Origin of the sequence: Janthinobacterium sp. SUN033 (assembly GCF_030397595.1) — a bacterium.
GTDB classification, from domain to species: domain Bacteria; phylum Pseudomonadota; class Gammaproteobacteria; order Burkholderiales; family Burkholderiaceae_D; genus Janthinobacterium; species Janthinobacterium kumbetense.
Window position 1 is genome coordinate 98672 of sequence record NZ_JAPQNV010000002.1, and the last position, 21695, is coordinate 120366.

Genomic DNA, 21695 nt, shown 5'->3' on the forward strand with positions numbered 1-21695 from the left:
CGCGCATCGCCCCATTCTCCGCCCGCACCATGACCCAGCCCGACCTGTCCGCCATCGACGCCGCCACCATCGCCATCAACCAGCGCATGACCACATTCGACGGCCATGCGCAGGTCTGGCTGTTCGGCTATGGCTCGCTGATCTACAAGGCCGATTTTCCGTATATCGAACGGCGCCCCGCCAGCATCGCCGGCTGGACGCGGCGCTTCTGGCAAGGCTCGCACGACCACCGGGGCACGCCGATGGCGCCGGGCCGCGTCGCCACCATCGTGCCGCAGGCGGGCGCCGTGTGCGACGGCATGGCCTACCTGATCACGCCCGAAGTCTTCGCCCACCTCGACCACCGCGAAAAGAACGGCTACCTGCGCCTGGCCACCGAGATCACCTTCGACGATGGCAGCAAGGCCGAAGGCCTGGTGTACATCGCCAACGAGGAAAACGCCGCCTTCCTCGGTGCCGCGCCGGAACTGGACATCGCGCGCCAGATCGCCCGATCAAGCGGCCCCAGCGGCCCGAACAGCGACTACCTGCTGCACCTGGCCAGCGCCCTGCGCGAGCTGGGCAAGAGCGATCCCCACGTCTTTGCCATCGAGCAACATCTGGCGCAATTGAAGGATGTGCCGCCTGCCGCGCAGTGAGCTGCAGCGGGCCGCCGGCTTGCATGATGCAAGCGATGAAAATCTTTTTATTGTGACAATTGGCGACTATCGCCGTTTCATTAACGCCCATAATCGGAACGCGCGATTCCTTTATGCCCGAGTAGGGCAATGGCACGCGTCAGGAGGCAGCAGGGCAAAACAAAAATGATGGCCCTGCACGATCGGAGCGAATTCATCGGAGCGAGACGACCATGTCCGACAGGTCTATGCTGCAACAGCATGGCAGGCAGCCGCATTACGTTCTGCCCGGGACGGGCACCATTGCTCCTGTGCAAGCCCCCCTGCACCGCGCCAGCCTCGGGGGTGGGCTGAACGTCATTGGCAGCTCCCCCATCTTCCAGCGCCTGCTGCGCATGGTCGACGCCGTGGCGCCGACCCGCTGCACGGTGCTCATCAGCGGTCCCACCGGTTCCGGCAAGGAAATCATCGCCCAGCTCGTGCACCGGCAAAGCGGCGATCCCGGCGCGCCCTTTGTCGATCTCAACTGCGGCGCCCTGCCGGAACACCTGATCGACGCCGAACTCTTCGGCCATACCAAGGGGGCGTTTACGGGAGCGCTGAGCAGCCGCGCCGGTTTTTTCGCCCAGGCGGGACAAGGCACGCTGTTTCTCGATGAAATCGGCGAATTGCCGCTGGCGGTACAGAGCAAGCTGCTGCGCGTGCTCGAATCGCGCTGTTTCCGGCCGCTGGGCGGTGGCGATACGCAGCCGTTCAACGGCCGCATCGTGGCCGCCACCCATTGCGACCTGGCCGCGATGGTGCAGGCGGGCCGTTTCCGCGAAGACTTGTATTACCGGCTGGCGGTATTGAAACTCGACGTGCCGGGCCTGGACCAGCGCCGCGGCGACGTCGCCGCCCTCGCCGCGCACTTTGCCGGGCAGCAAAAGCGCCCCATCCGCTTTACCGCCACCGCCATGGAACGCCTGGGCCGGCATGCCTGGCCCGGACATATCCGCGAACTGCGCAACCTGGTGGAGCGGCTGTCGATACTGGCCGAATCGGCGCTGATCGACGCCCACAGCCTGGAAGCCTTCCTGTCGGCGGGCAAGCCGCAGGACGCCGATCACACGCTGCTGGCGGAAGCCCTCATGCGGCTGGACGGAGACGACAAGCTGGCGGCCGCGGAACAATTGCTGATCGACTATGCGATGCGCCTTGCCGATGGCAACAAGACGACCGCGGCCCGCCACCTGGGCATCAACCGCAAGGTCATCGAACGCCGCGTGCATGGCGACGAGGAGCGCAGCAATTTCGCCCGCGTCTGCCTGCTGGAAGGACGCGCGCTGATCGAGGCGGCCCGCTTCAAGGAGGCCATCGAAGTGTTGCGCCGCGGCCTCACCTTGCTGGCCGCCGATGCGCATCCCTGCACCGCTCGCCGCCTGAGCTGCGACCTGCACCGCTGGCTGGCGATTTCACACCGCGGCATCAGCGGCTGGCAAAGCGCCGAAGCGCTCGCCTGCTACCAGCAGGCATTGCAGGAAGCGGCGGCGCTGGGCGACGAGGTGGAAATCACCGCCCTGCGTTTCGGCATCTGGAGTTCGCAACTGATGGCGCTGGACCTGGTGGCGGCGCGGGCAACGGCGCAAGACATGCTGCAGCGGGCGCAAGCGATAGGCGACACGGATTTGCTGTCGCAGGCCCACCTGGCCCTGGCCAACACGCTGTTCTGGCTCGGCGACTACCGCGAGACGCTGGCCTGCCTGGCGCGCGGACACCTGCTGTGCGGCGCGGCAGCGGCCGACACGGGCGGACAGGGTCTGGACATCGCCGCGCTGTCGAGCACGTTCGAAGGCCTGTCCTGCTTCCAGAGCGGCGCCTTCCGGCGCGCGCGCGGTGATGGAACACCTGGCGTTGCGCGGCGGCGCCGACAACCCGCACCCCTTCCATCGCGCCATCGCGCTGCAAGGCGCCGCATGGCTGGCCTGCATGTTCGAGGACTGGGTCCGGCTGGCAAGCCTGGCGGCGGACCTGCAAACCGTCGCCAGCGAATACGGCTATCAATTCTACCTGGGGGTGGGGCAGATATTCCATGCCTGCGCATTGGCAACAGGCAACATCCATACGCAGACCGAACAGCGCATCGCCGACGGCTACCAGCAATACATGCTGTGCGAAGGCGGCATGCTCTTCCATTCATTCCAGGCCTGGAAGCGGGGCGAACTGCTGCTGTCGGCAGGCCAGCCATCGCAAGCCCGGCAATTGCTGCACGGCGCCATCGAACTGGCGCTGGAACATGGCGAACGGGCCTACCTGGTCGAACTGCTCGACATGCATGCCCGGACGTGGATCGCGGTGGGCGACCTGGACAACGCGGAACGCGAACTGGGCAGTGCGCTGTCGACCGCCAAGGCGCTGGGCGCCGCGGCCGGCAGCCTGCTGGTGGCGACCCGCCTGGCGCAACTGCTGCTGCAGCGCGGCCGCCGGCACGAAGCACTCGATCACCTCACGCGCGCCTTGCGCGGCGTGGAACGCGACACGGCTTTTCCCCGGTTTGCCCAGGCGCTGCAGTTGCAGGCCATCCTGGCGCAAACCATTTCCATGCCATGCCAACCTGAGGACCCGCAACATGAGCTATGTGCTGAACCACGATGACCTTGAATCGCTGTTGCTGGGCGCCTGCTTCTTCGGCAGCGGTGGCGGCGGCACGCTCGCTTCCGCGCGCAGCCTGCTGGCCCAGTTCCACGCCGGCGATTATTACCCGGACGCCCAGGTGCGCGTGGTCGGCGTCGACGAAGCCACCGCTGGCGAAACGGTCATGGTGGCTTACCTGGGTTCGCCCGTGGCGATCAATGGCGCCCATTTTCCGCAGGGCCCCGTCGACGCCGTGCTCGCCGTCAGGGAGCGCCTGGCGCTGGAAAATCGCACCTTGGCCTACCTGGCGCCGCCCGAGAGCGGCGCGCTGGGGTTTCTCGTCGCCTGCCTGGTCGCCGCCCGCCTGGGCCTGGCCGTGATCGACGCCGACGGGGCCGGCCGCGCCGTCCCCTCGCTGCCCCAGCTGACGTATGCGGCCGCGCACATCAATCCGCGCCCCGCCTTCCTCGTCAGCCAGACGGGGCTGCGCGTGGAACTCGACGTCCAGCCCAGCCAGGGCGTGAACGGTGCCCATACCCACCAGCAAGACGTGGCAACGATCATCGACCAGATGATGCGCCCCATCGTTTCGCAGGCCGATTTCAAGCAGTTCGGCGGCCTGGCCATGTGGATCATGGCGCCGGCGGAGCTGGCCCGGGCGCTGCCCGTGCGCGGCACTCTGGGACGCGCCCTGCGCCTGGGCCGCGAACTGCAGGCAGGACGCTTGCGCAGCGCGGAGGAACTGGTCGATTATCTTGCGCGGCAATGCGACATGCGCGCCTGGCCATTGTTTCCACAGGGCACGTTCGTCGCCGCCGAAGTCGACTCACGCAATGGCTTCGACCTGGGCAAGATCACCATCCGCGCGGGTGAACGGCTCTGCACGGTCCTGTACCAGAACGAATCGCTGCTGGCCTGGGACAGCAGCCGCAGCACGCCCCTCTGCATGGCGCCCGACACCATCAGTTACTTTGTCGAGGGCGATGGCCAGGCCGTGTATTCGAATGGCGACTTGCTGCTGCCGGACGGCACGCTCAACCCGGCCTTGATGCAGCGCAAGGTGACGCTGCTGGGCCTGCAAGCCCATCCGGTATTGCGGGAACGGGATGGCCTGATACTCGACAGCTTCATGCAATTGATCAACGCCATCGGCTACCTGGGACCCTACGTGCCGCTCACGGGCAACGCCGGCGCCGCGGCAGGGAGCGCCGCATGAAGCCGCTGCGCATCTGCATCGTGGCGCCGGTGGCCACGTCCATCTACAACCAGCGCCTGCTCGACGCCATCGAGCCCGTGATGCCGCCCGATGTCGAAGTGTCCGTGCGCAATATTTCTACTGGGAACGACTGCATCGAATACCGCGTCGACTGGCTGCAAAACGGCTATCCGGTGGTGCAGCTGGCCAGGGAAATCGAACGCGAAGGCTATGACGGCATCTGGCTCAGCGACTTCGACATGTGCGGCGTGGAAGCAGCGCGCGAAGTGATCGACATCCCCATCCTCGGCGGCTTCCCGCCCGCCGCCTTTACCGCGCTGGCCCTCAGCCAGCGCCTGTCGATCATGACGATATTGCCCAGCACGCTCGCCATGCAGCAGGGTCACATGCAGGCCTACGGCTTGCAGGACAGCTTCGCCTCCATCCGCTCCATCGACTGTCCCGTCGCCGACCTCGGCAAGCTGGACACGGTGGTCGAAAAAACCTTCAAGGCCGCCATGCTGGCCGTACAGGAAGACGGCGCCCAGTCCATCCTGCTTGGCTGCACAGGCTTTGTCGGCGTCGCCGCGCGCGTCAGCGCGCTGCTGGAAGACGCGCTGCAGACCTATGTGCCGGTCATCGATCCGAACCAGGCAGGCTTCAGCTTCCTGGTGTCCCTCGTGCGCATGCGCCTGCGGCCCAGCCGCGCCTGCTACAGCAAGGATAGCTGAACCGCCGCACGCGCCCGCGTCACGCCATGCCGTGTCCCGGGCGCCCCCTCCCCGTCCTTGCCGCCTGCCGTTTTCGTCCATCCCGCTCAACAAGAGTGGACGATATCCGCCAACATTATTGCAGCACGACAATGCAAATCCACCCCTTCCCTTAAAAATCAAGCACTTGGCCTTCTGGCACACCCCTTGCTAAAGATCATGCTATCGGCGCTGGAGCAGCAGGCGCCGCAGCAGGCGGGCGGAGCACCTCAAGCGGTGCGCCGCACGCCCTCCAGGACCCAGCAAGGAGCACCGCGTGCCGACGACCATGGAAGTATCCACCACCCACGACAGCCTGGCCAATCATGGCTTGCTGCACGGCCTGGCTGCCTTGCAAGATGGCAACACCGGCTGTGCCGACATCTGCATCGCCGTGCTCGACGGCCCCGTCGATACCAGCCATCCCTGTTTTACCGGCGCCAGGCTGCAACTGCTCGACACGCTCGCCACGGGTGCCAGCGGCAGCGGCCGGGCATCGCAACACGGCACCCATGTCGCCAGCATCATCTTTGGCCAGCCGGGCAGTCCCGTCACGGGCCTGGCTCCCCATTGTCGGGGCTTGATCCTGCCCATCTTTGCCGACCGCGCCGACGGCGCACTGACGCAATGCACGCAGCTCGACCTGGCCCGCGCCATCACCCAGGCCGTCGAGCACGGCGCGCACATCATCAATGTCAGCGGCGGCGAACTGTCCGACAGCGGCGCCGCCGATGGCCTGCTGCAAAAAGCCATACAGCTGTGCCATGAACGCAACGTCCTGCTGGTCGCGGCGGCGGGCAACGACGGCTGCGATTGCCTGCACATCCCCGCCTCCATCAAATACACGCTGGTCGTCGGCGCACTGGACCGGCAAGGCGCGCCCATGCCCAACAGCAACTGGGGCGAAGCCTATCGCGCGCGCGGCATCATGGCGCCCGGCACCGACATCCTCGGCGCCGCTCCCGCAGGGCGGGTGCAGGTCAGCAGCGGCACCAGCTTTGCCACCCCGATCGTCTCGGCCATCGCAGCCTTGCTGCTATGCCGGCAACACCAACATGGGGATCGTCCTGACCCTCGTGGAGTTTGCAGCGCATTGCTGCAAAGCGCAACGCGTTGCAACACCAATGGCGAGCTGGACTGTCGCCGCCTCCTGACTGGGACATTGAATGTGCCGGGCGCCACTCAACTATTATTAAAAGGGAAAATTGAAATGTCAGACGATACTGTGATTGAAGCGAGCCCAGCCAATGCCGACACTTCCGCGCAGGCGCATCCGCTCAGCATTCCCATGCTGGAAACCCCCTCCCTGGCCAACCTTGCGGGCCCTTCCGGCGCGACGCGGCAAGGCATCGCCGCTTCCGGCATCGATGCCTCCGATTGCGGCTGCGGCGGCAGCGCCAAGGGCCCGACCCTGGTGTATGCGCTGGGCAACCTGGGCGTCGACTTCGGCAGCGAAGCGCGCCGCGATTCCTTCGTCCAGGCCATGCCGCCAGGCAGGGACAATCCGAGCGATCCGCAGCAATTGATCGAATTCCTGCGCGCAAAGCCATATTTCCGCCAATCGCTGACCTGGACCGTCAACCTGGACGCCACGCCGATTTACGCGGTCGTCCCCGTCGGTCCGTATGCCGACATGACCTATGAACTGCTGTTCGAGGCCTATGTCGGCACCATCGATGGCCTGGTCGTCATGAATTCGTTTCCCGGCGTAATCTCGGGCGCCGCCAGGCTGATGTCCGGCCAGGTCGTTCCCGTGATCCAGCCGGCCATCCGGGGCATGTTCAGCTGGAATGTGCCGCAGCTGATCGACAGCCTGATGGCGGTGCAGGACAGCCTGGACATCAACAGCAACAACACGGGCGCGCGCCTGGAAAACTTCCTGAACCGCATCTATTACGACTTCCGCAACCTGGGCGTCACGGGCATGGACCGCGCGCTCAACTTCTCGGCCACAAATGCCATGCAAGCGGCGGAAATGCTGGCCAAGACCACGGGCATGCAGCTCGATACCATCGTCGTGCAACAGAGCCCCGTGTGCCGCCCGGGCTCCGAGTGCTACGACATCATCATGACCTTCTTCAACCCGGAAAACCTGCAGGTAGCCAACACGGTCGCCCGTTTCGCCGTCGACGTCAGCGATGTGATACCGGTCAGCGTCGGCGCAGTGCGCTACTGGTCGCAACGCTGACGTCAACAGCATTTGAATTGTCGGGGCTCGTGGGCGCAGCGATGCGTGCACGCGCTTCAGCATACGGTCGTTGGCGGGAAACGATCAGCACCGTACTTCGGTACGCACACCCATTGCCGTTGCCCGCGGCGGCGCCACCACAAGGAGTTTTAAAATGAACAATCTGCCATTGCAAGCCAAAGCCGTACAACGCAGCCCCAGCATCTCCGCCATCAGCCAGGGTGTCGCCCCTTCCGGCATTACCTGCACCCTGTGCAAAGCGGCTTGCGGCGCCTTGAGCGGCACCGCACAGCAACTCTGCCTGATGGCTTGCAACGCCACCGTTTGCTGATCAAGCCAGCAAGATCGAGCCGTTCCGGCTAAGCCCGGCATGCCTGCGGGCGATGAGTTTCTCGTCGCCCGCTCCCCCTGCCGGCATCCCCCCCGATGGACGCAGGACGGCGATGCGACTCGCCACCAAGTCCGCCTGTTTCGCGCAGTACGCATGCCCTTGCGCGCGCCCGTGTCAACGCACAAACCCGTGCCCCGCACTGCTTGCGCTAAAACAAATCCAGCTGCCCCGCATTACCTTTTTTTACTTTTGCGCCCAGCGGCGGCACCACCAGCGGCCGGCGGAACTGCGTGCAATCGAGCTGCTTGAAGCGGCCGCCCTTGCCGTGCAAGCCCAGCCGGTGCACGGCCTTTTCAAAGCGCTGGCGGATGAGGTCAGCCCACACACCCTCGCCCCGCATGCGCGTACCGAACGCGCTGTCGTAATCCTTGCCTCCGCGCATTTCGCGCACCCGGTTCATCACGCGCTGGGCCCGTTCCGGGAAGTGCGCTTCCAGCCATTGCTGGAACAGCGGGCTCACTTCCCACGGCAGGCGCAGCACCACGTAATGGGCGTGGATGGCGCCCGCGTCGCGCACGGCTTCGAGCAGCTGCTCGATTTCCGGTTCCGTCACGAACGGGATGATGGGCGCGATGCTCACACCCACGGGGATGCCCGCTTCCGTCAGGGTGCGGATGGTGCGCAGCCGCCGCGCCGGAGCGGCCGCGCGCGGCTCCAGGGTGCGCGCGATGGCCGGGTCGAGCGTGGTGACAGTGACGGCCACGGCCGCCAGGCGCCTGGCCGCCATCGGCGCCAGAATGTCGATATCGCGCTCGATCAGCGACGATTTCGTGATCAGCGCCACAGGGTGGTCGCACTCGTGCAGCACTTCCAGCACGCGCCGCGTCAGTTGCCGTTCGCGCTCGCACGGCTGATACGCATCCGTGTTCACGCCCAGGGCGATCGGTTCGGGCACATACGAGGGCTTGGCCAGTTCGCGGCGCAAGAGTTCCGGGGCGTTCACCTTGGCGTAGATGCGGCTTTCGAAGTCCAGGCCCGGCGACAGGCCCAGATAGCTGTGCGTGGGGCGGGCAAAGCAATAAATGCAGCCGTGTTCGCAACCCCGATACGGATTCAAGGAAACATTGAACGGCAAGTCGGGCGAAGCGTTGCGCGTGAGAATGGTGCGCGCCTGTTCGTCACTGACCTGCGTCTTCCAGGTGGGAGGCCCCGCCTCCCCGGTCGCCTCATCCAGGCCGCCCACGCCCCAGCCATCATCGAAACCGCCGCGCGCGTGCACCTCGTAGCGCCCTTGCAGGTTCGACACGGCGCCGCGGCCCTTGTGGGCTTTCAGCGATTGCGGCGGCAACATGGCTTGCCCGGCGAAGCTGTCATCGTGCTCTGGAATGATTGCTTTCATGAACGGCCCCATCAACTGTATATACGTACAGTATACTATGCCGCTGTGCGGGCAAGATCAAGGGCTGGCGTGATGCCGTTTCAAGCTTTTTCACCGTGCGGCATGACATAACTCAACTGCTGTGCGACAAAGCCGTCAAATGCCGCGATCAGGGGAACGAAGCGGGCCGCGTCCTGCTCCAACTGCATCAGGGCATAGCACGTCGCTTCCAGGGTCGATAACTGGTCTGGCGCATGCGCCTTGCGGATCAGGTAATGGGAAGCGGGCGTATCGCGCAGGGGCAGGCGCGGCAGCTGTTGCAACGGGGGATTCAGATACAGCATCTTGCGGCTCTTGCGCCAGGTGGCGTCCAGCACCACCAGCCGCACGCGGGCAAGATCGAGCAAGCTGGCTGGGTCGAGCGCTGGCGGCGGGGCGATGCCCAGCGAACGGTCGCCGGGCGTATCCGGGTACAGCAGCACGTTGTGCTTGTCAGCCAGCAATTCGGCGAACGTATCGGGGGCAAACTGCTCGCCCGTCAGCATGCGGCTGTTCGGCAGGCTCAAGTGCAGCAGGCGGGCACTGCCCTTGGCATTGTGCACTTCCAGCGGATGCTGCAGGATCAGCACTTCCACCGCGTGGGAAACGGGGGCGATCCAGCGGCAGATGCAGCTGGATACGGCGCGCAGGCAGGCTGGGCAGCGCGCGCGTTTGGCCGGTTCAGCCAGGGAAGACGATGCAGCGCCAGGACTGGCGGGATGGCTGGCGGGATGATTTGAGCTAGGGCTGGAGGTACGGCGGGTGGTCATGGCGGAGCGCGTTCGCGGCTGTCTTCAAGCCGCGATTGTAGCGCCCGCGCCATGCCAAGGGGGAATCTGCGTTTAAGAATCCGTGCTTAAAACTCTTCCCATTCGTCGGCGCCGGAGGCCACCGGCGTCTTCGGCGTGCGTGCGCGCACCGCGTCCGCTTGCGCCGCCTTGTCCGGCGAGGTCGCGGTCACGGCGGGTGCTGGCGCGCGGGATGCTGGCGCGCGTCGCATGGCGGGCTGCGTGGCGGGTTGCGTAGCGGCTCGCGTGGCAGCCGCTACTGGCGCAGGCGCCGTCACGGACGGGCTGCTACGGGCGGCAGCATATTGCTGCGTGGCATCGAGCTTGAACACGCCCACGACCTCGGCCAGCCTGGCCGCCTGTTCCTGCATGGATTCGGCCGCCGCGGCCGCTTCTTCCACCAGGGCCGCGTTTTGCTGCGTCACCTGGTCCATCTGGCCGATGGCCTGGTTGACTTGTTCGATGCCTGCGCGCTGTTCATCGCTGGCGTCGGTGATCTGGTTCATGATCTGCGTCACGTGGCTGATGCTTTGCACGATCTCGTCCATGGTGCGGCCCGCCTTGTCCACCAGTTGCGAACCGGCCTCGACCTTTTGCACGGAATCGTCGATCAAGCCCTTGATTTCCTTGGCTGCCGCGCTGGAACGCTGCGCTAGGTTGCGCACTTCGGAGGCCACGACGGCAAAGCCGCGGCCCTGTTCACCGGCCCTGGCCGCTTCCACGGCCGCGTTCAGGGCCAGGATATTCGTCTGGAAGGCGATGGCGTCGATGACGCTGATGATGTCGACAATCTTGCGCGAGGAATCGTTGATCGAGCCCATGGTGCTGACCACTTCCGACACCACCACGCCGCCCTTGCTGGCGATCTGCGAGGCGTCGATGGCCAGCTGGTTGGCGCTGCGCGCATTGTCCGCATTGAGTTTCACGGTGGAGGTCAGCTCTTCCATGGACGACGCCGTCTCTTCCAGCGAACTGGCCTGCTCTTCCGTGCGTGACGACAAGTCCAGGTTACCGGCGGCAATTTCGCTCGACGCCGTGCTGATCGATTCGGTACCGGCGCGCACCTGGCCCACGATACTCACCAGTTTATCGTTCATGTTTTTCAGCGCATGCATCAATTGCCCCGTCTCATCGCGGCTTTCCACGACGATATGGCTGGTCAGGTCGCCAGCGGAAACGGCTTCCGCCACCTCGACGGCACGCGTGATGGGACGCGTGATCGAGCGCGTGATCCAGTAGGCGCAGGCGATGCCCAGCAAGATGGCCACCACGCCCAGCGAGATCAGCAGCATGCGGCCATTTTCGTAGCGCGAACGGATTTGCGCGGCCGTTTCATCGAGCAATTTGGCTTCCAGCAATTCCAGCTTCTTCAGCGACGCCAGGTAGATGTCGCGCTTGACGGCCATGTCGCCTTCGTACAGGCGCTTGCCCAGTTCCAGGTCGCCCGCATTCTTGGCCTTGAACACATTCTTGCGCACTTCCGTGTAGGCCTTGCGCGTGCTCAATACTTCCTGGTACAGCGCCTGCTCGTCCGTGTTCAGCTCGCTCTTGCCGATATCGTTCTGGATTTCCGTGGCGCGTGCAGACGAGACCGCCATTTCCTGTTCAAACTGCTTCTGGTGTTCGGGATCGCTGACTTTCCAGGCGGCCGCCGTGCGCGCCGCGTTGACCTCGATGACCTTGGTCCACTCGGCGATCAGGCGCTCATTGCGCACCTTGACGTTGACGAGCGCATCGGTTTCCTTGCTGGCGCTTTGCATCTGCACGATGCCCACCACGGTCAGGCTGGTCAACAGGAACAGGACGGCGGCAAAACCGCCACCGAGACGTACGCCGATTTTGAGGTTTTTCATTGCGTGATTCCTATCTGAAGAAAACGATGCACAGACGCCACGAAACCGACCTACTGCTACGTACCAATATAGCAGGCATCTGCCGTGCGGCAATCACGAGCGGTGGCGCAACGCGAACGTCGCCACCGGAATGGCAGCACGCCGCAGCGCACTACTTTGGAGCAGATTGTGAGTGAATCAGAGTGGTATTGCAAGAAATAACATGCAGAAAAGCAACAACCAGAAGGCGCTTTGCCGCCACGAACGGGCGGCAGGCAAGCAAGGTCAGTTTTGCTTCACATAGATCAATTTTGACGTGTCAAAACCCAGGCTGCCGGCTTTCTCGATCAGGCGCTGCTGCAGGGCAGGGTCCATGGTGGGCGTGCGCGACAACAGCCAGAAGTACGACTTGTCGGGGCCGCTGATCATGGAATAGCTGTAATTTTGCTGGTCGAGGTCGAAGACGATGTAGGAACCATAGAAGGGGCCGAAAAACGACACTTTCAGGTAGCCCACGTCTTTCTTGTCCACGAAATACGCCTTGCCTTCCGCTTCCTTCCACTTCGCATCCGCATCCTTGTAGCCGCGGTTGAGCACTTTCAGGCCGCCATCCTGGCGCAGGCTGTAATCGGCCGTCACCTGGCTCAGGCCCCGCTCGAACGAATGGTCGAGGCGCGCGATCTCATACCATTTTCCCAGATAGCGGGTCGTGTCGAAGTGACTGACAGGCACAATATTGTCGGGGCGGCCCACGCAGCCGGCCAGCACGAGCACACTCAGAAACAGCAATTTTTTCATGGTCTTCTCCATCGGGTGAATCAGGGTGGCAGCGTCAGGGTGGCAATGCGCGGTCGACGATGCGGCGGATCGCGCCGCTATTTTGCATGCGCACGATGGCCGCATTGAATTGTGCGATAAAGTCATCGCGATAAGGATAGGCGGCAGGCCGTTGCGCCGTAAAACCCAGGTGGCCTTGCTGGCTGGCCAGCTGCACCGTTTCCTCGATTGCCTGCATCGGCGTGCCCGGCGGCCCTTCGCGCCGGATGCGCTGCAATTCCCACTGCGCCGACAGGCGGTCGCTGACATAGCAATCGATGCGTCCGCGCATCAGCTTGAGCAAATTCGTGCGCGTGCCCTTGGCGGGATCGAGCACGATTTTTTCAGCGCGCAAGGACGCCATCAACCCCGCGTCGCCCGGCAGGAAACCCGCGTTCACGCCGATGTGCAGGCCGCCGTAATCGGCGGGCCATTGCCGCAGCTTGCGCCTGGCCAGCACGTCCTGGTTGCACAGCACCACCAGCTGCTCCATCAGCAGCGGCACGGAATAGCGCACATACGGCCGCTCGCTGCGCCAGGAATACGGCGGATACAGGGCAAACGCCTCGCCCGTCTGCAGCATCAGCAAGCCCCGTTTCCAGGGCACGGGACGCAGCTGCACCGCATACTGCGGCATCGATTGCGCCGCTTCGCGCACGATCTCCGTATAAATACCTTTCAGCTGGCCGTTTTCAACGTAGGAGTACGGCGGATAGTCGTCGTCGCCGTAAATCACCAGCGGCACCGCAGTGCCGGCCCGCGCGCCGGCGGCGATGAACAGGCATAGCGCGGCAGGCAAGATGAGCATTCTGGACATGCCCGAAGAGTAGCATGGAAGGGTCCAGCGCCATCACCCGTTTGCACTGGTCGTGCCCAGCATGTCGTCGAGCTGCGCCAGGGTATTCGCATCCTTCACGACGGCGCGCAGCCACAGGTGCAGCGGCAGCTCGCCCCAGCTGGCGGCCTTCTCGGCCAGGTAGGCGACAGGGCTGTGCGGCTCCGTGCGGCGGAAGAAATCGGCCACCTGGCGCAGCTGGGCCAGCGCCTGCTGGCGCTGCACGATGGCGCCGCCGCCCTCGCCAGCGGCCTGGCCGGCGGCGGCCGGCGCGCCGATAAAATCCGCACCTGGCGACAGCGGCGCGATGAAATGAATGGCGTTTTCCAGCGCTTCGCGCGCGGCGCGGAAACTCGGACCGTCGGCGCCGAAACGCGCATCGACGCTGCGCTCGAACGCCAGCAGCGACTGCATGCAGTACTGCGCATCGGCCAGCAAGCCGTCGGAAAAGGCGCGCGTGTTCCTTTGCCGCGCCGCCTCCATCTGCGCCAGGGTTGCCCCTTCGTCGTGGCGCGCGTCGCCCCAGCCCTGATCGGCCGCGCCCTGCGCTACGCCGGCGGCCGCGCGCTGGCGCGCCGCATCGAAATCCTGCAGTGCATACAGGCCGTCGGCGCCCTCGGTCAGCGGGATCTCGCGCAGCAGCTGCGGTGTGCGCGACAGCAGCCAGAAGACATTGCCGATGCGCTGTTCCTGGTCGCCCTCTTCCGCCGGCGGGTACAGGCCATCCCAGTAACGTTCGCACAGGCCGGCCAGCAGCGCGTAGCCATCGCCCAGGCCACGGAAGTGGCGCGTCTTCGCGTGCGCCTCGGCCAGCCACACGGCCATGCGCAAATCCTTGCTGCGCGCCGCGATCAGCTGTTCGCAGCGCGTCGCCACGAAGGGCCAGTCGGCTTCCTTCAGCGCCGTCACCCACTCGCCCTGGTCCAGGCTCGGGTCGTCGTGCTGGCGCGCGCGCGCGATGGCGTCGAGCTCCTGGCTGAAGGTGAGGTCGTCGCCGCAGGGGCTGACGGCGCTGACGGGGTGCAGCAACTGCTCCAGATTGAACATGGCGCTCTCCGCGGGGTTATTTGACGACGTTACTTGATGGTGTATTTGAACTGCCCCTGCTTGTTCGCGCTGACGCGTATCGACGCGACCGGCTCGCCCGCGGCCATGCGCGCCAGCACCGCTTCGGCGATCGCCGGCAGCAGGCTGCCATTGAGTATCTGGTCGACATTGCGCGCGCCCGAATCGACCTCGGTGCAGCGCGCCAGCACGGCGTCGACCAGGCCCGCGTCATGGCTGAACTGCGCCTGGTGGTTGCGCGCGATACGCGCGCCGATGCGCGCCAGCTTCAGGGCGATGATCTCGGCCAGCACCGCGTCATTCAGGGGATAGAAGGGCAGCACCTTCAGGCGCCCCAGCAAGGCCGGCTTGAAGTGCGCCACCAGCTGCGGTCGCACCAGTTCTTCCAGCGCGGCCGGCGTGGGCAAGTCCTGTGACGCCCGGTTCAGGCAAGCGGCCATCATCGCGCCCGAACCCAGGTTCGAGGTGGCGATGATGATGGTGTTGCGAAAATCGACTTCGCGCCCTTCCGCATCATCGAGCACGCCCTTGTCGAACACCTGGAAGAACAATTCCAGCACGTCGGGATGGGCCTTTTCCGCCTCGTCGAGCAGCACCACGCTGTAGGGCTGGCGCCGCACGGCTTCCGTCAGCACGCCGCCTTCGCCATAGCCGACATAGCCGGGCGGCGAGCCTTTCAGGCCGGCCACGCTGTGCGCTTCCTGGTACTCGCTCATGTTAATGCTGATGAGCTTGCGCTCGCCGCCATACAGCAAGTCGGCCAGCGCCAGCGCCGTTTCCGTCTTGCCCGTGCCGGACGGCCCCGTGAACAGGAACACGGCTTGCGGCTTGTCCGGGTCGTCCAGGCTGGCGCGCGCCGTGCGTACGCGCTGCGCCACGGCCTCGATGACGTGGTCCTGTCCCAGCACCCGTTCGCGCAGCGCGCCGTCCAGGGTCAGCACCGTGCGGATGTCGTCCTTGAGCATTTTCCCCAGCGGGATGCCGGTCCAGCCGGCGACGATGCCGGCCACCACCTGCGCATCGACTTCCAGCGGCGACAGCGGCGCGTCGCCCTGCAGGGCCGCCAGCTCGTCCTTCAGCGCCAGCAGGCGCGCCGCGCCGATCTCGCCCGGCCGCTCGCCGCGCAGCTGCGCGCGCAGCTCGCCGATCTGCGCCACCAGCGCCTTTTCGCGCTCCCAACGCTGCGCCAGCGCCGCAACCGCCGCCTGCCCGTCGTCATGCTCGCGCCGCAGCTGCGCCAGGCGCGCGGCGCCGGCTTTGCCGGGCACTTCGCCATCGGCCGCCTCGCGGGCCAGGGCGGCGATTTCCGCGCCGACGCGCTCCTGGCGCCGGTGCGCGTTTTCCAGCTGCGCCGGCGTGGCGCGCTGGCCCAGCGCCACCTTGGCGCACGCCGTATCGAGCACGCCGATGGCCTTGTCGGGCAGCTGGCGCCCGCTGATGTAGCGGTGCGACAGGCGGACCGCCTCGACGATGGCCGCGTCGCGCACGCGGATGCCGAAATGGCGCTCCATCAGCGGCGCCATGGCGCGCAGCATGGCGCAGGCGATGTCTTCGCTGGGCTCTTCCACCTTCACCACCTGGAAGCGCCGCGCCAGCGCCGCATCCTTTTCAAAATACTTCTTGTACTCGCTCCAGGTGGTGGCGGCGATGGTGCGCAGGGCGCCGCGCGCCAGCGCCGGCTTGAGCAGATTGGCCGCATCGTTCTGCCCCGCCTGGCCGCCTGCGCCGATCATCGTATGCGCCTCGTCGATGAAGAGGATGACGGGGTGCGGGCTTTTCGTCACCTCGTCGATGACATTTTTTAAACGGCTTTCGAATTCTCCCTTCACGCTGGCGCCGGCCTGCAGCAAGCCCATGTCGAGCGCGTGGATGCGCGCGCCCTGCAGCACCTCGGGCACGTCGCCGGCGGCGATACGCAGGGCCAGGCCCTCCACCACGGCCGTCTTGCCCACGCCCGCCTCGCCCGTCAAAATAGGATTGTTCTGGCGCCGGCGCAGCAGGATGTCGACGGCCTGACGTATCTCCGCCTCGCGGCCGATCACGGGATCGAGCTTGCCGTCGCGCGCCAGCTGCGTCAGGTCGGTGGTGAACTGGTCCAGCGCCGGGGTTTTGCTGGCCAGACTAACAACAGGATCGTCGCCGGTGTCGGAAAGCCGCGGCACCGCCGCGCTTTCCTCCTCGCCTGAGCCGGCCGTCAGCTTGTCCGGATGGTGCTTCAATTGCTCCACGCTGAAGCGGGCGAACAGCTTCGAGCCGCGGTAGGCGAGCTGAGACAGTTCCGGCTCCGTCAGCAGCGCCAACAGCAGATGGCGGCTGCGGATGGGACCCGGCTGCGCCGTGTCCAGCGAGGCGATCAGCCAGGCGTGTTCGAACAGCAGCGGCAAGTGGGGCGAAAACACGGGCGTGCGTGCGCTGCCCGTGCGGAAGCCGCCGATCTCGCGGCGCAGGTCCGCTTCCAGCGCCGTCAGGCTGATTTCGCTGCGCCGCGCGATGGTGACGAAATCGCTGCGCTCCTGCTCCAGCAGCGCCAGGAACAGGTGTTCGATATCGACTTCATACTGGCCCAGTCCCACGCAGATGGCGGCGGCGCGGGTGGCGGCCGTGCGCGCCGTGTCATTCAGCTTGGCGATCAGGGTTTTCAAGTTATTGCTCATGCGGCGGCTCCCTTGCGGTTGATCGAATAGCGCAGCGACGACGGCTGCAGCACGGCGTCGAAATTGACCGTCTCGCCACCGGACCTCACGGCCAGGGTGCCGCTGATGACGAAGCCGACCCGGTTGATGGCGCCCGCTTCCCGTTCCAGACGGGCGCGCACATTGCGCAGGCGCGGCTCGTGGCGTTCGATGGCGGCCTTCAGCGCGGCGCAGATGCGGGCGCGGTCGTCGCTGCTGGACAAACACATGCCGGCGAAATCGATCAGGCCATAGTTGACGATGGAGGCCGCGCATTCCGGATAGGCGTCGAGCGCGCCGGGCGGCAGGGCCACGCGCGTATTGAGCAGCTCTTCCAGGTCGCGCGCCACCGCATCCTTCAATTGTTCCAGCGACAGGCGCGGCGCCACGCCGCCCGCCGCCGCGCCGCCGTCGCCCATCAGGCGGTCGAACAGGCCAGGTACATAACTGTCCATGCGCTCTCCTGAAAAGTCGGCGCGGCGCGGGCGCAGGTGGCCGCCGCGCGCCGCGCGAGGATGGATCAGGCCACGCGGTTCGCGGCCAGGTCCCAGCCGCCCGAGGTATTGCCGCCGGCGCCACCCGTCACTTTTTGCTGCGTGTATTTCCACTTCACTTTCGAGAACTTGAAGCCGACGTGTTCACCGAGGATGTCGCCCTCTTCCACGTTCGGCGTGACGGCGCCGATCAGCACATTCTCGATTTCGATTTCAAAGTACTTGACGCGCTCGCCCTGGCCGTCGGCGCGCATGAATTCGAAGCGCGCCTTGGGGATGGTCTTGCCGGCCGAGCAGGTCTGCAGCAGCACCGGCGAGGCCAGGTCGGCCAGCTTGGAGATGACGATGTCCTTGTGCTCGCAGCGTTCGGCCGTGTGGCCGCCGCCCGTCGACGCGGTGGCGGACTTCGGCTGCTCGACGCTCCAGCTGACCGATTTGCACTCGATCCAGTCCTTGTGCTTGTCATCGGTCGACTCGCCCTTGATGCCGTCTATCTGCAGATATACATCGATTGCCATGGTGTGCTCCTGTGGTTGAAAGAGGGTGGATCAGGAATTGGTCGACTTCGGCAACTCCGCGACCAGTCGGAGCGAAACGGATAATTCATCAAGCTGGAAGTGCGGCCGCAGGAACGACACGGCGCGGTACACGCCGGGCCGGCCCGGCACTTCATGCACCTGCACGGACGCTTCGCGCAGGGGGAACTGCGCCTTCTGTTCCTGGCTGGCGTTATCGTCGAGCAGCACGTACTGCATCAGCCAGCGGTTCAAAAAATCCTCCACGTTGGAGGCGGCGGCAAAGCTGCCGATCTTGTCGCGCATCATGGCCTTCATGTAATGGGCGATGCGCGAGACGGCAAAGATGTACTGCAGCTGCGACGACAGCACCGCGTTCGCATTGGCCGCGTCGCTGTTGTACTTGCGGCTTTTCTGCGCCGACTGCGCGCCGAAGAACGCCGCGTACGCCGTGTTCTTGCAGTGCACCAGCGAGATGAAACCCAGGTCGCTCAATTCCTTTTCGCGGCGGTCGGTGATCGCCACTTCGGCCGGGCATTTCAGGGCCACGTCGCCCTCGTCCGTCTTGAAGGTGTGGGTCGGCAGGTCGTCCACCAGGCCGCCGCCCTCCACGCCGCGGATGGCGGCGCACCAGCCGTAGTCGGCAAAGGCGCGCGTCAGCTTGCAGCCGAACGCATACGCGGCGTTACACCACAGGTATTTGTGGTGGTCGCTGCCGTCGACTTCCTCGACAAAATTGAAACCTTCCACCGTGGTGCCGTCGACGGGATTGAACGGCAACCGGCCCAGGAAGCGGGGCAAGGTCAGGCCGACATAGCGCGCATCCTCGGATTCGCGGAAGGCTTTCCATTTCGCGTACTCGATGGTGTCGAACACCTTGGCCAGGTCGCGCGGCTTGCCCAGGTCGCCGTAGCTTTCCAGGCCAAACAGTTCCGGCGCGGCCGAAGCGATGAACGGTGCATGCGCGGCGGCGGCGATGTGCGACATCTGTTCGACGAAATACATGTCTTCCGGCTGGCGCGAGATGGCGAAGTCGCCCAGCAGCGCGGCGAACGGCGCGCCGCCGAAGGTGCCGAATTCCTCTTCATACACCTTCTTGAACATGCTGCTCTGGTCGAACTCCAGCGCGGCCTGGAAATCCTTCACCAGTTCGCGCTTGGTGGCGTTGAACATGCGGATCTGCAGGCGCGTTCCCGTATCGGAATTGCCGACCAGGTAGCGCAGCCCCGTCCAGCTTTGTTCGAGCTGCTGGAACGGCGCCGCGTGCATGATTTCGCTGAGCTGGGCGGAGATCAGGCGGTCGATTTCCGCCACGCGCGCATCCAGCGTGGCCGACAGGCTGCTGGACATCAGCACCGTGCCGTCGAGCACCTGCGCCACCAGTTCCGAGATCAGGTCGCGCGCGCGCGCATGTTCGGCGCCGGACTTGGCGACGCGGCTTTGCTCGACGATCTGGTCCAGCAAGTCGGTGGCGGCCGGCGCATCGGGTGCGGATACAGCGAGGGATTCTGTGGCTTCTGCCTGGGCGCTCATCTCAATCCTCCTGCGCTGGGAACTGCGGTTTCAGGGTGGCCAGGCTGTCCGTGTTGTTCAGCACTTCCGTCAGCAAGTCTTCCAGCTTGTCGTTGCCGGCCAGCTTGTTGCGCAAGTCGGCCAGCTTGGTGCGCGCCTCGAGCAGCTTGCGCAAGGGGTCGACCTGGCGCACCACCGATTCTGGGCGGAAGTCGTCCATCGAGCGGAAGTGCAGGTCGACGGCAAACGTGCCGCCCGCCTCGCCGAGGCGGTTCGGCACGGCGAAACGGGCCACCGGTTCCACGCCGGCCAGCACTTCGTCGAAGTTGTCGCGGTCGATGGCGACGAACTTGCGGTCCTTCAGGCGTTTTTTTTCGCTGTCCGGATTGCCGCCAAAGTCGCCCAGCACGCCGACCACGAAGGGCAGCTCCTTGTTTTCAATCGCGTCGCCGATTTCGACGTCGTAGGTCATTTGCACGCGCGGCGCGCGTATCTGCTTCAGGCGTTTTTGCACGCTGTCGGACTTGGGCATGTCGCTTCCTTTACTCAGGGGATGGTGGGGATGCCGGCTTATTTCAGGCCGCTGAACGGGTCGGCCGCACTGCCTTGCGCCGCGCCCTTCGCCGCCGGCGTGCCGGAACCGGCGGCGCGCTTGCCGGCCGCCGGCGGACGCTTGGCCGGCGGCACCAGCACGTCTTCGCCGATGCTCGCGCGCAGCAGCTTGGCCAGGTCCTGCGCTTCCGAGCGCAACGAGCCGTTCAGATTGTTTTGCCGCGACAGGTCGGCCAGCGCCTTGCCGGACAGGCGCAAGCCGCTGACGGCGACGATGCTGTTGGCGACCTTGTCGTCCGGGTCGCGCTCCAGCGCTTCGAGCGCGTGGCCGATGGCGTCGCCGTACTGGCCGCGGTCGAACTTCATTTGCGCCATTTGCAGCCACGGCGCCTTGTCGGCCGGGTAGCTGCTGCCGCCGCCCTTGAGCAAGGTCATGGCCCGTTCGTACTGGCCGGCGCGCGCCGCCGCATCGGCGTCGCTCATCACTTGCGCCAGGGTCGGCGCGGCAGGTTTCTTGGGCGCCGGCTGGTCCGGCGAGGCGCAGGCGGCCAGCAGCAGGGCGCTGGCGAGGCAGGCAATACGGGGCAACACGGTGGCTGGCTTCATCGGGGCATTCCTTCACGTGGAGGACGCTACCGCTGGGAAAGATGGGCGGCGCCTTGGTGGAGGCCATTATTGATCGCCAATTTTTTTGCCAGATTGAGATTAATCAGCAAAGAAGAAGTTCCACATCACAGCCGCGTACAGCGACATGAAACCTGATCTGGCGCAGTAATTGTCTTGATCGCTGACCGATTTTGCGCCAGCGCAAGCGGGTCGCCCCTGCATGCGTTTAAATGACTGCAGCACATTTATTTCCATTCTTCACTTTGCAAAGAGCAGCCATGCCATTTGACGCCCCGCTCCGCCGCCTGGCCCGCACCGTAGCGCTACTGCTGCTGGCGTTGCCGCTGGCCGGCTGTGCGGGCGGCGCCATCGGCACCCTGGCCAACGCGGCGCTGCAAATGGCCGGCGCGGCCAAGCCGCCGCCCGAACTGCCCGACGCGCAAAAGCCGCCGCGCAACGTCAGCATCCGCCTGCATGCGGCGCAGCGCCTCAACACGGATGCCGACGGCCGGCCGCTGGCGCTGGTGGCGCGCATCTACAAGCTGCGCCAGAGCGCCGCCTTCGAGCAGGCGCCGTACGACAGCTTCCTCGACACGCAGCGCGAAAAGACGGCGCTGGGCGCCGACCTGATGGAAGTGAAGGAAGTGCTGCTGGTGCCGGGCCAGCGCTACGAGGTGCAGGAAAAAGTCAGCAAGGAAGCGTATTTCATCGGCGTCGTGGCCCTGTTCCGCGCGCCTGCGGCGCAGCGCTGGCGCGCCACCTTTGCCGCCGCCGACGCGGAACGCGGCGGCATCACCGTCGGCCTGCACGCCTGCGCGCTCAGCGTGGCCGGCATGGACGGCGGCACGGCGCCGCTGTCCACCCTGCGCTGCCGCTAACGCAGTAACGGCGGCAGCGG

General features: G+C 65.5%; 20 protein-coding genes and 1 pseudogene. 8 read left to right on the top strand and 13 right to left on the bottom strand.

The features are described from left to right. Window positions 1–53: 53 nt before the first annotated feature. Together OX460_RS09060 and OX460_RS09065 are read left to right on the top strand one after the other, a co-directional pair. A complete protein-coding gene (locus OX460_RS09060; protein WP_251351479.1) occupies window positions 54–638 on the top strand; it encodes a gamma-glutamylcyclotransferase in 585 nt (194 codons plus the stop codon). 374 nt (window positions 639–1012) lie between these two features. Beyond that, window positions 1013–1831 (top strand): annotated as a pseudogene (locus tag OX460_RS09065) (sigma-54 dependent transcriptional regulator); the annotation flags it as partial. A gap of 240 nt (window positions 1832–2071) precedes the next feature. Here the strand turns inward: OX460_RS09065 and OX460_RS09070 are convergent. Continuing rightward, a complete protein-coding gene (locus tag OX460_RS09070; protein WP_289898900.1) occupies window positions 2072–2530 on the bottom strand; it encodes a hypothetical protein in 459 nt (152 codons plus the stop codon). Here OX460_RS09070 and OX460_RS09075 point away from each other — a divergent pair. From OX460_RS09075 to OX460_RS09095, 5 genes are all read left to right on the top strand, one after another. Further along, entirely contained in the window at window positions 2496–3251 is a 756-nt protein-coding gene (locus tag OX460_RS09075) for a hypothetical protein (protein ID WP_289898901.1), read from the top strand. The two genes, OX460_RS09070 and OX460_RS09075, sit on opposite strands and share 35 nt — an antisense overlap. Beyond that, entirely contained in the window at window positions 3226–4446 is a 1221-nt protein-coding gene (locus OX460_RS09080) for a DUF917 domain-containing protein (protein ID WP_289898474.1), read from the top strand. Before OX460_RS09075 ends, OX460_RS09080 begins: the two co-directional genes overlap by 26 nt. Further along, on the top strand, window positions 4443–5156 hold the full coding sequence (locus OX460_RS09085) for an aspartate/glutamate racemase family protein (protein ID WP_251351394.1): 714 nt from the start codon (window positions 4443–4445) through the stop codon (window positions 5154–5156). The genes OX460_RS09080 and OX460_RS09085 overlap by 4 nt, the downstream gene beginning before the upstream one ends. Before the next feature lie 295 nt (window positions 5157–5451). Further along, the gene (locus tag OX460_RS09090; protein WP_289898475.1) at window positions 5452–7362 is read left to right on the top strand and encodes a S8 family serine peptidase; all 1911 of its coding nucleotides are present in this window, start codon (window positions 5452–5454) and stop codon (window positions 7360–7362) included. A 154-nt stretch (window positions 7363–7516) separates the two neighbouring features. Then, the gene (locus tag OX460_RS09095; protein ID WP_158301208.1) at window positions 7517–7693 is read left to right on the top strand and encodes a hypothetical protein; all 177 of its coding nucleotides are present in this window, start codon (window positions 7517–7519) and stop codon (window positions 7691–7693) included. A gap of 208 nt (window positions 7694–7901) precedes the next feature. On the opposite strand, the gene OX460_RS09100 is transcribed toward OX460_RS09095, so the two are convergent. The 12 genes from OX460_RS09100 to OX460_RS09155 form a co-directional block, all read right to left on the bottom strand. Then, the gene (locus OX460_RS09100) at window positions 7902–9044 is read right to left on the bottom strand and encodes a PA0069 family radical SAM protein (RefSeq protein ID WP_289898887.1); all 1143 of its coding nucleotides are present in this window, start codon (window positions 9042–9044) and stop codon (window positions 7902–7904) included. Between the two features lie 128 nt (window positions 9045–9172). Then, window positions 9173–9880: a tRNA-uridine aminocarboxypropyltransferase gene (locus tag OX460_RS09105; protein ID WP_289898476.1), complete on the bottom strand. Its 708-nt coding sequence runs from the start codon at window positions 9878–9880 to the stop codon at window positions 9173–9175. Window positions 9881–9966: 86 nt separating this feature from the next. Further along, window positions 9967–11751 carry a methyl-accepting chemotaxis protein gene (locus OX460_RS09110; RefSeq protein WP_289898477.1) on the bottom strand — a complete coding sequence of 595 codons (1785 nt, stop codon included), beginning with the start codon at window positions 11749–11751 and terminating at the stop codon, window positions 9967–9969. Between the two features lie 264 nt (window positions 11752–12015). Next, window positions 12016–12528: a lipocalin family protein gene (locus OX460_RS09115; RefSeq protein WP_289898478.1), complete on the bottom strand. Its 513-nt coding sequence runs from the start codon at window positions 12526–12528 to the stop codon at window positions 12016–12018. A gap of 34 nt (window positions 12529–12562) precedes the next feature. Next, window positions 12563–13363 carry a transporter substrate-binding domain-containing protein gene (locus tag OX460_RS09120; RefSeq protein ID WP_289898479.1) on the bottom strand — a complete coding sequence of 267 codons (801 nt, stop codon included), beginning with the start codon at window positions 13361–13363 and terminating at the stop codon, window positions 12563–12565. A gap of 33 nt (window positions 13364–13396) precedes the next feature. Next, the gene (gene tssA, locus OX460_RS09125; RefSeq protein WP_289898480.1) at window positions 13397–14428 is read right to left on the bottom strand and encodes a type VI secretion system protein TssA; all 1032 of its coding nucleotides are present in this window, start codon (window positions 14426–14428) and stop codon (window positions 13397–13399) included. A gap of 29 nt (window positions 14429–14457) precedes the next feature. Next, on the bottom strand, window positions 14458–17100 hold the full coding sequence (gene tssH, locus OX460_RS09130; RefSeq protein ID WP_099667125.1) for a type VI secretion system ATPase TssH: 2643 nt from the start codon (window positions 17098–17100) through the stop codon (window positions 14458–14460). Then, complete coding sequence (gene tssE / locus OX460_RS09135) at window positions 17097–17573, bottom strand: type VI secretion system baseplate subunit TssE (protein WP_099667124.1); 477 nt, start codon at window positions 17571–17573, stop codon at window positions 17097–17099. Before tssE ends, tssH begins: the two co-directional genes overlap by 4 nt. 65 nt (window positions 17574–17638) lie before the next feature. After that, a complete protein-coding gene (locus OX460_RS09140; RefSeq protein ID WP_034750126.1) occupies window positions 17639–18130 on the bottom strand; it encodes a type VI secretion system tube protein Hcp in 492 nt (163 codons plus the stop codon). 30 nt (window positions 18131–18160) lie between these two features. Further along, the gene (gene tssC, locus OX460_RS09145) at window positions 18161–19660 is read right to left on the bottom strand and encodes a type VI secretion system contractile sheath large subunit (RefSeq protein WP_289898481.1); all 1500 of its coding nucleotides are present in this window, start codon (window positions 19658–19660) and stop codon (window positions 18161–18163) included. A gap of 1 nt (window position 19661) precedes the next feature. Further along, window positions 19662–20171: a type VI secretion system contractile sheath small subunit gene (tssB, locus tag OX460_RS09150; RefSeq protein ID WP_289898482.1), complete on the bottom strand. Its 510-nt coding sequence runs from the start codon at window positions 20169–20171 to the stop codon at window positions 19662–19664. A gap of 38 nt (window positions 20172–20209) precedes the next feature. Next, a complete protein-coding gene (locus tag OX460_RS09155; RefSeq protein WP_251351384.1) occupies window positions 20210–20797 on the bottom strand; it encodes a tetratricopeptide repeat protein in 588 nt (195 codons plus the stop codon). Window positions 20798–21075: 278 nt separating this feature from the next. On the opposite strand from OX460_RS09155, the gene tssJ reads away from it, so the two are divergent. Then, window positions 21076–21675 carry a type VI secretion system lipoprotein TssJ gene (gene tssJ, locus OX460_RS09160; RefSeq protein ID WP_289898483.1) on the top strand — a complete coding sequence of 200 codons (600 nt, stop codon included), beginning with the start codon at window positions 21076–21078 and terminating at the stop codon, window positions 21673–21675. The last annotated feature ends 20 nt before the right edge of the window (window positions 21676–21695 follow it).

What these genes read in the sequence shown, in the direction of transcription:
- OX460_RS09075 (WP_289898901.1), top strand. Translation starts at nt 2,496, where the DNA reads ATGGAACACCTGGCGTTGCGCGGCGGCGCCGACAACCCGCACCCCTTC.
- OX460_RS09080 (WP_289898474.1), top strand. Translation starts at nt 3,226, where the DNA reads ATGAGCTATGTGCTGAACCACGATGACCTTGAATCGCTGTTGCTGGGC.
- OX460_RS09085 (WP_251351394.1), top strand. Translation starts at nt 4,443, where the DNA reads ATGAAGCCGCTGCGCATCTGCATCGTGGCGCCGGTGGCCACGTCCATC.
- OX460_RS09095 (WP_158301208.1), top strand. Translation starts at nt 7,517, where the DNA reads ATGAACAATCTGCCATTGCAAGCCAAAGCCGTACAACGCAGCCCCAGC.
- OX460_RS09100 (WP_289898887.1), bottom strand. Translation starts at nt 9,044, where the DNA reads ATGTTGCCGCCGCAATCGCTGAAAGCCCACAAGGGCCGCGGCGCCGTG.
- OX460_RS09105 (WP_289898476.1), bottom strand. Translation starts at nt 9,880, where the DNA reads ATGACCACCCGCCGTACCTCCAGCCCTAGCTCAAATCATCCCGCCAGC.
- OX460_RS09110 (WP_289898477.1), bottom strand. Translation starts at nt 11,751, where the DNA reads ATGAAAAACCTCAAAATCGGCGTACGTCTCGGTGGCGGTTTTGCCGCC.
- OX460_RS09115 (WP_289898478.1), bottom strand. Translation starts at nt 12,528, where the DNA reads ATGAAAAAATTGCTGTTTCTGAGTGTGCTCGTGCTGGCCGGCTGCGTG.
- OX460_RS09120 (WP_289898479.1), bottom strand. Translation starts at nt 13,363, where the DNA reads ATGTCCAGAATGCTCATCTTGCCTGCCGCGCTATGCCTGTTCATCGCC.
- tssA (WP_289898480.1), bottom strand. Translation starts at nt 14,428, where the DNA reads ATGTTCAATCTGGAGCAGTTGCTGCACCCCGTCAGCGCCGTCAGCCCC.
- tssH (WP_099667125.1), bottom strand. Translation starts at nt 17,100, where the DNA reads ATGAGCAATAACTTGAAAACCCTGATCGCCAAGCTGAATGACACGGCG.
- tssE (WP_099667124.1), bottom strand. Translation starts at nt 17,573, where the DNA reads ATGGACAGTTATGTACCTGGCCTGTTCGACCGCCTGATGGGCGACGGC.
- OX460_RS09140 (WP_034750126.1), bottom strand. Translation starts at nt 18,130, where the DNA reads ATGGCAATCGATGTATATCTGCAGATAGACGGCATCAAGGGCGAGTCG.
- tssC (WP_289898481.1), bottom strand. Translation starts at nt 19,660, where the DNA reads ATGAGCGCCCAGGCAGAAGCCACAGAATCCCTCGCTGTATCCGCACCC.
- tssB (WP_289898482.1), bottom strand. Translation starts at nt 20,171, where the DNA reads ATGCCCAAGTCCGACAGCGTGCAAAAACGCCTGAAGCAGATACGCGCG.
- OX460_RS09155 (WP_251351384.1), bottom strand. Translation starts at nt 20,797, where the DNA reads ATGAAGCCAGCCACCGTGTTGCCCCGTATTGCCTGCCTCGCCAGCGCC.
- tssJ (WP_289898483.1), top strand. Translation starts at nt 21,076, where the DNA reads ATGCCATTTGACGCCCCGCTCCGCCGCCTGGCCCGCACCGTAGCGCTA.